This is a genomic window from Larkinella ripae (genome assembly GCF_054780775.1).
Genome location: NZ_BAAGVR010000028.1, coordinates 417,480 through 430,453, shown reverse-complemented (window position 1 = coordinate 430,453; position 12,974 = coordinate 417,480). Strand labels below are relative to the sequence as shown.

The window sequence follows — 12,974 nt, the reverse complement described above, 5'->3', positions numbered from 1 at the left end:
AAAACCGGCCCACGCAGGAAATCAACCATCAACGTTTGGCCAACTGAAAAGCGGTATAAATAAGCCCCGGAGCGGCAAAACGCGCTATTATTCATAGTCCAACGCTACTGACCGAACCGAGCCGCTACCCGGTTTTTCGCCCGAAACGCTCAGCCCAACGCGCGGGGCCCGATCCCAGCGGGGCAGGTAGGCGCCATCCACCGGCGTGGTGGTCAGGCGCTCCGGTTTGCCGCCTTCCGCCGACCAGTAAAAATCATAAAACTGGCCGAAACGGCTTTTTAGCTGTAACGTTACGGCGGTTGTGGTGGGTATCGACTGCGTTTTCAGCACCTGCCGGACCCCGTCTTTCACCTGCCACAGTTCGAGTTGGCCGTTGCGAACGCCCAATCCCAGCGCGTTACCGGCATCGCCGTACAGGCCGATGTTTTGCCAGAGCTCGGTCTGCGGATTCATCACCACCGAAAACGAGTAGGTTCCTTTTTTGATCACCATTCCGAGAAAACTTCCGACCGGAGTAGCTGCCGCGTTTTTCAACTTCAGTGCGCCTTCACTGACCATAAAATCCGGTTTTGGCTGGCTCACATCCCAAACCCAGGAAACCGCCGGCACCGGTTTTGCAAAATCGAGTGCGACGTCTAAATCAACTTTATGCGGTTTTGGCACGAATGCCTCGGCCTGAGCGGGCGTGGTCGTTCCGTACCGAAAAACCGGCCACCCGGTTTTTTCGTCCCAAACCAGTTCGCTCAGAACACCCTGACGGCCCGTTTGGGTGAAGTCGACACCGTTGTAAGCGTGGTGAAGATAAAAATACCGGTTATCCGGCGTGGTCACCACGGTTCCGTGGCCGGGGCATTTCCAGGTGTCGTCGCTTACCAGAACCGGGTTTCCGGCGAACTTCTCCCACGGCCCCTGGAGTTTCTCGGCGCGCGCCAGACCGACCTGATAGTTGCAGTTGGAGCCACAGCAGGCGTTTCCGGAATAGGTCATGTAAAAATACCGATCCCGTTTAAAGAGCGCCTGTCCTTCTGCGCCACCGCCTTCCCAGGTGTTGCGGTCGGCCGTCAGCAGAGTAAAGGCTTTGCCGGTAACTTTTAGCCCGTCGGGCGACAACTCGGCCCCCAATAATTCAATGGCTTTGCCTTTGTCCAGGCCGTAGGCTTTCCAGGTTATGTACCGTTTCCCCTGATCTTCGATGATAAAAGCGTCGATGGCTTCGGAGGTCCACTCGAGCAGCAAACCGTGGTCGGTGAAGCCCTGACGCAGATCGCGGGTGGTAGCCACGCCGATGTATGAACGTTTGTCGGATTTCCGGCGGGCGGTGTAATAGACGTAAAATGTACCCTCCCGGTGGTATAACTCGGGGGCCCAGAAACTGCCCATCGTCCAGTCAGGCAGGGTTGAAAAAACCGGTCCTACGTACGACCAGTTGACCAGATCCCGCGACGAATAAATCGGGTAGGCCGGCGCCCATTCCGAAGACGTACCGACCGCATAGTACGTATCGCCAACCCGAATAACCGACGGATCGGCAAAATCACCCGCGATCACCGGGTTGCGGTAGGTAACCGTTGCGCGGGGCGGTTTGGGCGGCTGGGCCGAAGCGGTGAAAAAAAACAGGCTGAGAAAAAAACAAATGGCAACAAACTTCATGCGTTCCGGTTAATTTGGTATCTTGAATAAAAGTAAGAATGGATAGACCGGAAGAACGATTTCCGGGCAGACCCGTTCGGGTGGTTTACGCAACGGGTCTGCGTATGGCGGGCAATATTACCGCTTCTTTAGTCGATTTTCCACACTTTTGCTGAATAGATGAAGAGTTTCTTTCTTTTATTCATGGCGAGTCTGCTGATGGCCGGCCCCGACGATGAAACGAAAAAAAGTCGCCGGACGAAAGAGCGCGTGGAACGCCGGGAATACCGGAATTCCATCGAAGAAATTACTTACCACGACCGGCACCAGAAAGTAGCAACCGTCCGAACCTTCGACAAAAATAACCGGAAGCTTTCGGAAGAGCATTACCGGGACTTTCAGCTCCGAATCCGCCACGGGCAAACGCGCTCCTGGTACCCAAACGGGCAAGTGCACTGGACCTGCGACTACAAAGAAAACCAGATCAACGGGCCGTTTTTCTCTTATTACAGCGACGGAACCCTGAAACGGCGGGAGCTTTACCGGCTGGGGCAGGTTCGGAAAGGGGGCCAGTGTTTTACGCCGGAAGGCGACCCAACGTCCTGCCAGCCCCTCGTCCAAAACGCGGAATTTGATGGGGGTTCGCGGAAATTCACGCAGTTTTTGAAAGAACGGCTGGGGCGGGTCAAATCCACGGAACCCACGGTTTTTATCACCCTGGAAGGTACGGTTTCGGAAGACGGTTTTCTGTTCAACCTCCGCCCCCTTCCCTACCTCAGACACCGGCCGGAATCCGAACGCGAGCTGGCGAATCTGCTCATTTCCGCACTGCGGGAAACGCCCCGCTGGCGCCCCCTGATTGTCGACGATCAAACAACGCAGAGCGAGCTGCTCATCAGCGTTCAGGTCCGGGTGGGGCACGTGTTTAGTGCGAATTACGGTTATAACACGCTGTAAATTCGCTCAATACGTTTCCTCCAGCAATACGTCCCGGTCTTTGGCCCGTTTCATAAACCGATCATACTCGATTTTCAGTTCGGGCAGCCGTTGCCCCGCACAATTGAATACATTGGCCATGGGGGCGGAAAGCCGCGGATTTTCGAAAGCCAGGTAATAGTGCCCTTCGTACGCATAAACCACCACCCGCAACGGCCCGGTGGTCGGTTGTTGAAAACCCGCCAGATGCGCCCGGAGCCAGGGCGTAGTTTCCAGTGACTCATGAGCAAAGCACGGTTTTTCGGTATCCGGTTTTTCGCAGGCAAGCAGCAGGCCCGTCAACCCACCCAGGAAGAACGTCCGGAACGGAACATGAAACGGTTTCATCAGGCAAAGCTTTCCCCCATAGATTTCGAAAACCGGGAAAGCGTTGGAATCATCGAACGCAAAAACCGCCTTCCCGCATCAGGCCAGGCGAAACTCCGATTTGGGAATGTGCGTAATCCGGCAGGCCAGGTCCGACTCGCCCGAAGCGACAATGTACTGATCGCCCGCGTCAACGATGCCCGTCGTAAAAACCACATCCGAAAGGTACAACTGGTCTTTGATGGGTTCCGTGAGCGCCGGATTAGCCTCCAGAATAGGTTTTCGATCTTCCCAATGCCGGATTTTTCGGGGCTCACCGGCATCCAGCACCGCCCAGAAGGTGCGGTAAATTCCCACCAGCCCGCGGAGTTCAACGCCGTGGTAAAGCACCAGCCAGCCGTCGTCGGTCCGAATGGGCTGCGTGCCTCCGCCGATTTTCATGGTCGAAGCCGAGCCTTTGCGGGGCCGGATCAGGGGCTCATCCGAGGGCTTCCAGTGCAGGCCGTCGGGCGAGGAAGCCAGGTTGATGGAAGGGCCGGGATAATAGTCGCTGTCGGGCCGGGCGGCAAAATACAAATCGCCCAAAGGCCGGGTAAGCGCAAAAAACCGCCCGTCGATTGTCCCTTCAAAAAAGACCATGTCTTTATTCTGATGATCCAGAATGATGCCCTGCAACGCATAATTCAGGCCGTCGGTGGAGGTGTACAGCGTGGTGGAATGGCGCTCCGAACTCACCGAGCAGGTGGTCATGTAATACGTTTCGCCAATGCGGGTGATCCGGGCATCTTCCACGCCATACTCCTGATACGGTTTCTGGGGGGCAATGATTTTGTCGTAATGCACCTGCACGACGCGGGTACCGTCGGGAGTCAGCTCAACGGGCAACAGCCAGGACAAGGACGTCAGCGCCATCACTTTGTACGGATGTCCCAGCACCTGAAACTTGCGGGGATCGGCGGCATTGACCGTCGCCAGCGGATACTTATCCAGCAAATACCCCTTCGCAGCGTCCCAGCGAATGGTGTGAATCTGCTCGCCGATGATGGGCTGGTTGAGCGCTTCGGCCACCCGGACCATGATCAGCAGATTGCCGTTGGGCAGCCGCGCCAGCCCGGGATTGAAAGCGCCCAGAACGTAGGTAGCCGCCGACACGGTTTTCCGCAGCGGTGAAAACGTCAGGTCAATGTCATTGGGCGAAAAAACCAGCAGATCCGTTGCAAATGCCATGCTATAAAACCATTAAATCAACTGAAGATGGGGCCGGATCTGGACGGAAACTACATCGCAGCGCAGTGGTTGGGTTAGAATGTAATGTACGCACCCGGCAATGTCTTCGGCCCGCAACATGCTGCCCTCCTGCTGTCGCTGGCGTTCTTCCCCGGGTGTCGTTTCCTGCATATCGGAACCCACCGCGCCCGGTTCTACCAGACTTACCTTGATGCCCGCTTCGTTTACTTCTTTGCGCAGGCTTTCGGCAAATCCCTGGATGGCCGCTTTGGTCGCTACATACACCGAGCTGCCCGATTCCCGCACATCGGCGCTCATCGAACCCACCAACACAATATGTCCCCGTTTCTGCGGGTGCAGGCGGTTGAGGGCTTCTTTCGTCGTGGCCAGAAAACCGACCAGGTTCGTTTCGACAATATACCGCCAGTCGGAATCGGGGGTCTCACTCAGCCCGCCCCCGCCCAGTGCCGCACAATTCACCAGAATATCCAGACCGCCCAGTTGCTCGTCAGCCCGTTGAAAAACCCGCTGAACCGCATCGGCGCTGGTAACATCGGCCACCAGACCGTCGGCTTGTCCGCCCGCTGCGCGGATGGCGGCCAGGGTTTCGTCCAGCGGCTCCCGGTGCCGCCCGAACGTAAAAATCCGGGCACCGCACGACCCCAGCAAAATGGCAATGGCCCGCCCGATGCCGGTGGTGCCGCCCGTAATGATGATCCGTTTGCCGCGCAATGATTGACCATCGGTTAGTGCATTTTTCTCCTCCATCGCATTTCTCGTGTTTAAAATCTCCTTGAATTAACTACCAGCGTCCCGGTCAGGCTCCCCTCTTTTTCCACTCCACCCGAAGCCGTTGATGCCCCCGCACCTGATACTCTACGTAGGTAGTCTCCGTTTTCGCCGGTTTGAGGGCCGGGGCATCCGGATCATCCCCGTCAACGAGCTGCACGTCCGGCAGGGTGCGGTTTTTGGCCAGCAGCCGGAGCCGACAAAAACCGTCCGCCGTGCCAGCCAGCCGGATGATTATATACCCGCTGTTTTTATCTACTAATTGAAATTCAGCCTGATCAATCGGATAGTCCGAAAAAACCACCACCGGTACATCCCGAAATTCTTTATAGGCGTAGGTGGTCAGAATGTAGGCCAGCGCTCCGCCATACACCTCCTGCCCCACTTCGCCCGCCTGGGTCCAGCCCGTCGGCATGTCTTCCAGCGGAATGGGCAAATCCCGAATCACCCGGCCTTCGCGGGGCTGCTGGCAAACCGTGTCCGCCGGTAATTCCGAGGGGTAATAAAACCGCCCCCGGTGCAGGACGTATTTAAAGTATTCCGAAAACAGCAGCCGGGTCGGATCGGACAGATCCTGGTTTACTTCCTTGAGGTAATTGTGCATGGTCGCAAAAATTTCCGCTTCCTCGTAAGCCGCCAGGTACGGCGCATCCCTCAGCGGAGACACGCCCATGAACGTACTGCGGGTTTTCCCGAGGCCAAAACCGCCCTCCCAGATCCACATGCGGGCCACGACGTTGGCGACGCAGAGTCGGCTCTGATCAAAATACAGGCGGTTGCCGGTGTTGCGCCAGAGTTTGGCCAGCGTCAGCGCACTCATGAGGGTAATATTGGTCTGGTACAGGAGTTCAAACCCTTTGCCGCGCAACCGCTCCGCCGACACCACGGCTTCGTTGAGGTAGCGCAATTCGCGGGTCAGTTCGTAGGCCTGGAGCATGACGTGGGTGTACAGACCGGCCACATCCAGTTCCCCGCCTTTTCCTTTGTCGGTTTCGGCCTTGACCACCTCCAGCGTCCGGATGTCGTAAAAAACCGGCCAGTCGTATCCAAAGTGATGCGCGGCCCGAATCGCATACTCCAGCGAACGAAAAAACAGAGCCTTGCCTTCCAGATCGCCTTTTTCGGCCAGTCGCCCCAGGTTCATCAGCGTGTGCAGCAGATACCAGGAGTCAACTTTTTGCGGGTCCTGCTCTTCACTGCGTTTGGCAGCTTCCTGCTCCTTAAATTCACCACTCGGCAACCACCGCATGATGGTTTCGTGGGTTTCATCGTAAAACGACGGCAGGTTTTTCAGGAGCGAGTCGGCCAGTGGAACCGGTTTTCCGAGCCACTCGCGGTATTCCAGGAGCGGCACCAGAATGGCGAGCTGGACCATGCTTTCGGGCGGTTTCTGGGTCGCGTCAACGTAGGCATTCAGGTAATACTGCTTCCCGATCCGGCGGCCGCAGTGGGGCGAATCCGTCAGGGCCTGAACGCTGCGTTCGGCGGTTTTCGGCCAGTGGTAATAGTCGGTTTCGGGTTTGGGTAATTGCAGGTAAAGACCGGCCATGACGTCCAGAAACTGGTCGGCGGCTGCAAATTCACTCTGCGGAACCGAATCGCTCAGATACAGGAACGCATCCGATAAGACCAGCTCCTGCCCAGCCACCAGCGGTTTCTCCGACGCAGGCAGGGAAAAACCGGCTTCCGGCCACTGCACGTCTACCGTGTCGGTCGGATCGGTCTGCGTAGCCTCGAAATAACCGGCCAGGGCCGTAAAATTCTGGAGGTAAACAACGGAAAGTCCCTCCGGCTGCACCGCGGAAAAATACGTCAACCCGGCCGTCGGTCCCGTCTGACTCACGTACACCAATCCTTCGGTGGTGAGCGGATCTGACGCCCCATCCAGCACGTACAAATCGCGCGGAAAAGCCTGCACCGTGAAAGGGTGTTCCGGTTTCAGGGAGGTGGTGTAGCGAATCAACGGGCGGTTCGGATCGGGTCGTTCCACCTTTACCCGAAAAGTGCCCAGCGAACCCTGCATCTCGTATTCCACGGCATTTTTGCGGCTTCGTACCTGCTTATACCGGTGAATCGATTGCGGATCAAAACAAGTCCGGATGGCGAGCTGACCCGCCTTTCCGAAGGAAAAAAGAAGCCAGAAAGAGTGGGTCGTCAGGCAGATTTGCAGCGGATGCGGTTCAAACGGCAGCGGCAAAGCGGCCCGGTGCGTCGCGTTTTTCAATTGCTCATCGAGACCCGATACCCATTGCGAGGTCTCACTGGCTTTGGTCGAGGGTTGCCAGTACGTGGGATTATCGTAAGGATTATTCCGCATAACAAACGACGGTTTTAATGCCATATTCCTGCCATTTTAACCGAAGCTACCGAATTCCGGTCCGGTTTTTTGGCTAAAAAGTAAGGCAACGGGGCAACTTCCGGACTTTTGGAGCCTGGCCGGTTGGCCGTATACGTCGTCGTACCACCCGGTTTTGCCGGCCCGGTGCCCTGAACCCAAAAATGGGGTGAGAAAGCCCGTCCGGCTTGCCCACCCCATTTCTTTCCACTTCAGTGTTTATTCGCTTTTCGCGGATTCATTTACCGAACCTTCGGCGATTTCCGTCAGCAGAACGTCGGTTTTCTTTTCTTCGTTCAGGGTTTCTTCCAGCAGTTGAGCGGCCTGATCGTAGCCCAGCACCCCGGCCAGCGTTTTGAGGGTTCCGTACGAAGCAATTTCGTAGTGTTCCACTTTTTGAGCCGCCGAGATCAGCGCTACATCGCGCGTCAGGCTGCCTTCTTTCGTATCTTCGATCAGCCCTTCGGCTTCTTCGATCAAACCGGCCATGGCATCGCATTTCTTGGCAGCGGCTTTTTCACCCACCGCTTCAAAAACCTGCTCGAGTCGCGTTATCTGGTTTTCGGTTTCGGCCAGGTGCGTTTCGAAAGCGGTTTGCAATTCCTCGGAAGTGGCCGACTTGGCCATTTTGGTCAGCGCTTTGGTCAGGTGTTTTTCGGCCCAGTAAATGTCCTTTAATTCATCCACGAATAATTCCTTCAATTCGCCTTCGTTTCCTTTTTTTGACGTTGCCATGTTTTTTGGAGTTGTTTTTTATTGACTAAACCGAGAAACCGGCGTTTTCCGAAAAACCGGATGGGCCGACAACTCCCCCCTACAACGGCCGCGAACCAATGTTGTTCAGTAAAATTATTGATATTTCCGACCCCTGGCGGGCTCGAAAACCGGATCGACAAAAGCCGTTCTGAAAGCTCTGAATTAAAGCTTTTCATGCTGTATTACGCGTCGGCCACGGGCTGGCCGGCTGGCGGCCGAATGCCCGCTTACCGTCCCATCCATTCCTTGAAGGTCGTTACCCGGTCGATGCTCACGAACACTTCCTGCCGGGCTTCGGGCAGCAGATCCAGCTTGAGTTTACTGCCCGAATAGGTATAGACGGACTGAATGGCCGAAACCGCCACCAGAAACGAGCGGTTGACCCGGAAAAACTGGTTGGGGTCCAGCAGTTGGCCGAGCTTATCGAGGCTGTAATCGACGACGAAATTCTGGCCCTGGCGGGTGGTTAGGAAGGTCGCTTTGTTTTCAAAAAAGAAGTACGCAATATCGTCGGTCTGAATCTGAAACAGCCGGGGACCCACCGTTACCATGAACCGGTCGCGGTAGGTGTTGGGCCGGTAGTTGGCCCGCATTTGCTCCAGCACATCCGAATTAACCGACAGCTCCACCCGGTTTTGGCGCAGCGTTCTGAACTTGGTGATGGCCGTCGCCAGTTCGTCGGCATCAATCGGTTTCAGCAGGTAATCGACGCCGTTGGCCTTGAAAGCCTGGAGGGCGTACTCGTCGTAGGCCGTCGTGAAAATAATCGGCGTGGTCAGGCCGAGCTGGTCAATCAGGTTGAACCCCAGATCGTCTTCGAGGTGAATGTCCAGAAAAATCAGATCCGGCTCCACCTCGATGTTGTCCTCAAACCACTGCATGGATTTGGCCACCGAAGGCAACTGCGCCAGCACCTGAATCAGCGGATCGTAATCGTGCAGCAGACTGATCAGCCGCCGGGCCGTCAGTTCCTCGTCTTCAATAATCAGTACGTTCATGGCAGCAACGGAATTTGAACCACGAATTCATCTTCCCGCCGGTCGACAACAACCGGTTTGTCCGTCAACAAGGTATAGCGGCTGATGATATTCTGCAAGCCCAGCCCGGTTGAAACTTCCGCCCGCGGGCGAAGCTGAATGCCATTGCGGACGACAATCTGATCCGCCTGTTTTTGAACGGTGACGACTAGCGGTTTTTCGCTCGACATCTGGTTGTGTTTGACGGCGTTTTCGATGAGCAGTTGCAGGGTGAGCGGGGCAATGCCGTAGCGCGCCTTATCGCCTTCCGGAATGTCGATCACCACCCGGAGCTTGTCCGAAAACCGGATGTTGAGCAGAAAAAGATAGGAAGCCAGAAAGTCCAGTTCGGCCTTCAGGCTGATGCGTTCGGCGTTGCGCTGCTCCAGAATGTATCGGTAGACCTTCGACAGGCGGCTGATGTACTGCACCGACAGTTTGGTGTTGGTTTCGACCAGCGACGACAGAATGCTGAGGCTATTGAACAGAAAGTGCGGATTTACCTGGTTTTTCAGGGCCGAAAACTGCGCCTGAACGGCTTCCTGCTTCAACTGTTCGCCTTTGACCCGCAAATCCTCCAGTCGTTTGTAGCCCCGCCGGTTGGCCGCCAGGTAAAACCCCGACAGCATGGCCATCACCGTCAATCCGTCGTTGATTTTCCGGCGTCGTTCAATATCGACCCGCAGACAGGCCGGATCGATGAACCAGCGCCAGGTGGACATTTGCGCATAATTCAGCTGTTTTTCCAGCAAACTCCCAATCGAAACCCAGAGGTAACTGAAAACGAGGTTAAACAAAACCGCCAGCGCCCCGGCTACCACGAGCGTAGCCAGTTGGGCCGGCAGCTTGAATTCCACCAGAAATTCTTTGCCGAGCTGATTGAAAAACCGCTGCTGAATCCATTCCGTGACGTTGAGCCAGAGCGCAAAAAACAAAATCGTGAATACGATTTCCATCACCCACAGGGGCCAGACGCGATTCAGAAAAAGCCAGTTGGTGCCCTCGGGGACGTTATCGGGCAGGATTGGCCAGTTGGCATACACCCGGATGGGCCAGTAAATGGCAAACACGCTGGCCGCGAGTTGCCATTTCTGAAGATTGCTCAGTTGATTCGAGATGGTCGCCGTGTTCATGGTGAAGAAATTGGTTGAGGGGTCCCGGTGGAGTAATACGCCAAAACCGGGTGAGTCCGTACGAAACCGGATGCCGGTTTGGGCCGGAATGAATCCGTTACCAAGACAAATCCCCGGTTAGTACCGGGGATTGTGCGAAATAAAACCAATTATTACAAAACATACCAAGTGCGAACACTTAGTCGAACTAAATTAGGCCCGAACGGGCAAACCGCCCATTTAAAATCGCCGAATGCCGGTTTTTCATAGATGAATGCCAAATTGAACCGGTTGAATCCGGTCAATGATCGTAAAAATCAGGCTGATGCGCGAACAGACGCGCGGAGCGGCCGGACTGCGCCGTGGTGGAATTTCCATAAAAATACCCGTTTGGACCGGCTCGTCCGGTTTTTCAGCCTCCGGCACGCAGGTGGAGCCCGCGGGAGTAAAGAATGTATTTATAAAGTTTGTAGCTTGCTGGTAGCAGCGTAAATTTTAAATCGTTGACTACCCAATCAGGATTTTTCAAAATACAGTGGCTATGTGGCTCCGAACGCTCCGGATTTTAGGCCTTTTGCTGGGTGTCCACTCCGGCACCAGCCTGGCACAGTCGGTCCCCAATCCGACCGATACCAGCTCTATTATGAACCTGCTGAGAAAAGGTGAAGCCGTGGAAACCAGTCAGCCCGCGGCCGCGCTGGTTCATTACCAGAAAGCCCACACCCACTCGCAGAAAATAAACTTCACGAAAGGCTACTTTGAAAGTATGCGGCTGCTGACCTACCAGCTCAACAACATGGGTCGGCACGAGGAAGCCCGCAAAATTGCCCTGGCGGCCGTTCAGAAAGCCCGGCAGGATACTTCCAAGTGGCACCTGGGACTGAGTTATTTCGCGGTCGCCAACACGGCCCTCTTTATGGGACGTTATCAGGAAGCCATTCCCAACTACCAGCAGGCCGTTCTTTACATGCGTCAAACCGGAAACCTGAAAAACGTGGCCATCATCAATCAGAACCTCGGGCTGATTTTCAAGAAGCAGCGCATGTACGACAAAGCGCTGGCTTATTACGGAAAGTCCCTGGCGCTTGATTCGACCTGGACGACGGAAAAAGCCGACCGCCGGGCCATCGCGACCGATTATTTCAGTATGGCCGTGGTGTATAGCGACTTGGAGAAACCCGCCCAGGCGCTGGCTTATTACCAGAAAGCCAAACAATGGATTGACCCGAAAACCGACCTGGATTTCATGATCAACCTCTACAACAACATCGGTTTTGAACACGGGCAGGCCCAGCGCTACGATTCGGCCCTGTATTACCGGCGCGAAGCCCTGCGGGTGAGCCGGGTGCTGGGCAACGAACGCCATGAGCTGCATTTGCTGATGACCCTGGCGGAAACCTACAACCAGATGAAGCAGTATGCCCGGGCCCAGAAAATGCTGGACGAATCCTACGCCCTGGCCCGGAAAACCAAAGCCGGACTGACCGAATTTCAGAGTATCTACTACCAGTACGCCCTGGCAACGGAGGGGCTGGACAACCACAAAGCGACGGTTGACTGGCTGAATGAATACATTATTGTCACGGATTCTCTGACGAATCAGGAAACGAAAAGTTTGCTGCAGGACTATGAAGTAAAACTCAAAGAGGCCGAAGCCCGGCAGCAATTGGCCCAGAAACAGCGGAGTATTGATCAGTTGCAGGTGCAGCAGCAACGCCAGAATCTGTGGCTGGTCATTGCTGCGCTGATCACGCTGGGCATGGTTGGCGCCCTGGTGTTCGCGTATTTATACACCCGTCAGCGGCAGCGCACGGCCGATTCGGCGCTTTTGGCGGCCGTTCGGGAACGCGAACTGGCCGTGGTGCAGTCGGAATTGCAGGGTCAGCAGAAAGAGCGCCTGCGGATTTCCAAGGAGATGCACGACGATCTGGGAGCGTCGCTGACCGCCATTGGCCTGCTCAGCGAAGTAGTCAAAAACCGCATGGGTGCCGCCACTACGCCCGAAGTCGAGAAGATTTCGAGTATTTCGGCCGACATGGTAACGTCCATGAACGAAATTATCTGGTCGTTGAATACCAAAAATGACAGCCTGAACGGTTTGATTGCCTACACGCGCTCGTACGCCAGCGAGTTCATCGACAATACGTCCCTCACGCTCCGGACCGAAGTAGAGGAGTTACCCAATGAAGTTCCCATGCGGGGGGTCGATCGGCGGAACGTCTTTCTGACCGTCAAAGAAGCCCTGAACAACGTGGTGAAACACGCCCAGGCCAGCCAGGTCATCCTGCGGATGCTCCCCGCCACGACCCAGCTGACAATCGAGGTGTGCGACAACGGCAGCGGTTTTACACCCAGCGAGAAAAGCAGTTTACGGAATGGCCTGGGCAATATGCAGAACCGGATGGCCGAATCGGGGGGCGATTGCCAGATTTTGCCGTCACCAACCGGCACCTGCGTGAAAATAACCTACCCCTACCCGATGCCTCGCTGAGGTTCATTAAGAATTTCGCCCTGAACGTTTAAAGCCGTGGAGTCGATGGCTTATTCAGTTGCGCCGAAAGTGCTACGGCGGACTACTTTCCGGCTCCGCACACTGTTGCCCAGATCGTGGCCGCTGGTGAGGGTTATTATACCTGGTATTCGGGCTTACAGTCCAATTTTCACACTAAGCAACAGGCATTAGTCGAGGCTGAAACGCTGGCCGACATCGAGGCTATTAGCTGGTGATTTAAAGTGCGTTTAAATAGGGTTAAAAAAGACTGGCCGATGGTCAGTCTTTTTATAGTCTGTTGTCAAAGATCAAATTTG

General features: G+C 55.4%; 10 protein-coding genes. 2 read left to right on the top strand and 8 right to left on the bottom strand.

Going from position 1 to position 12,974, the window contains the following annotated elements:
• Positions 1–87: 87 nt before the first annotated feature.
• Entirely contained in the window at positions 88–1,650 is a 1,563-nt protein-coding gene (locus tag ACYVHX_RS23615; RefSeq protein ID WP_460674165.1) for a glycoside hydrolase family 43 protein, read from the bottom strand.
• A 159-nt stretch (positions 1,651–1,809) separates the two neighbouring features.
• Between ACYVHX_RS23615 and ACYVHX_RS23610 the strand changes: the two genes are divergently transcribed.
• On the top strand, positions 1,810–2,586 hold the full coding sequence (locus ACYVHX_RS23610; RefSeq protein ID WP_460674164.1) for a toxin-antitoxin system YwqK family antitoxin: 777 nt from the start codon (positions 1,810–1,812) through the stop codon (positions 2,584–2,586).
• Positions 2,587–2,592: 6 nt separating this feature from the next.
• Here the strand turns inward: ACYVHX_RS23610 and ACYVHX_RS23605 are convergent, their stop codons facing one another.
• From ACYVHX_RS23605 to ACYVHX_RS23575, 7 genes are all read right to left on the bottom strand, one after another.
• Positions 2,593–2,952, bottom strand: coding sequence for a hypothetical protein (locus ACYVHX_RS23605; RefSeq protein ID WP_460674163.1), 360 nt, complete (start codon positions 2,950–2,952; stop codon positions 2,593–2,595).
• 78 nt (positions 2,953–3,030) lie between these two features.
• Entirely contained in the window at positions 3,031–4,158 is a 1,128-nt protein-coding gene (locus ACYVHX_RS23600) for a glycoside hydrolase family 130 protein (RefSeq protein ID WP_460674162.1), read from the bottom strand.
• 12 nt (positions 4,159–4,170) lie between these two features.
• Entirely contained in the window at positions 4,171–4,926 is a 756-nt protein-coding gene (locus ACYVHX_RS23595; protein ID WP_460674161.1) for an SDR family oxidoreductase, read from the bottom strand.
• Positions 4,927–4,975: 49 nt separating this feature from the next.
• A complete protein-coding gene (locus ACYVHX_RS23590; RefSeq protein ID WP_460674160.1) occupies positions 4,976–7,264 on the bottom strand; it encodes a hypothetical protein in 2,289 nt (762 codons plus the stop codon).
• Positions 7,265–7,501: 237 nt separating this feature from the next.
• A complete protein-coding gene (locus ACYVHX_RS23585) occupies positions 7,502–8,017 on the bottom strand; it encodes a YciE/YciF ferroxidase family protein (protein ID WP_460674159.1) in 516 nt (171 codons plus the stop codon).
• A gap of 248 nt (positions 8,018–8,265) precedes the next feature.
• A complete protein-coding gene (locus tag ACYVHX_RS23580) occupies positions 8,266–9,036 on the bottom strand; it encodes a LytR/AlgR family response regulator transcription factor (protein WP_460674158.1) in 771 nt (256 codons plus the stop codon).
• Entirely contained in the window at positions 9,033–10,187 is a 1,155-nt protein-coding gene (locus ACYVHX_RS23575) for a sensor histidine kinase (RefSeq protein ID WP_460674157.1), read from the bottom strand. The genes ACYVHX_RS23580 and ACYVHX_RS23575 overlap by 4 nt, the downstream gene beginning before the upstream one ends.
• Positions 10,188–10,707: 520 nt before the next feature.
• Between ACYVHX_RS23575 and ACYVHX_RS23570 the strand changes: the two genes are divergently transcribed.
• Positions 10,708–12,657 (top strand): tetratricopeptide repeat-containing sensor histidine kinase, encoded by a 1,950-nt coding sequence (locus ACYVHX_RS23570; protein WP_460674156.1) that lies wholly within the window; start codon positions 10,708–10,710, stop codon positions 12,655–12,657.
• The last annotated feature ends 317 nt before the right edge of the window (positions 12,658–12,974 follow it).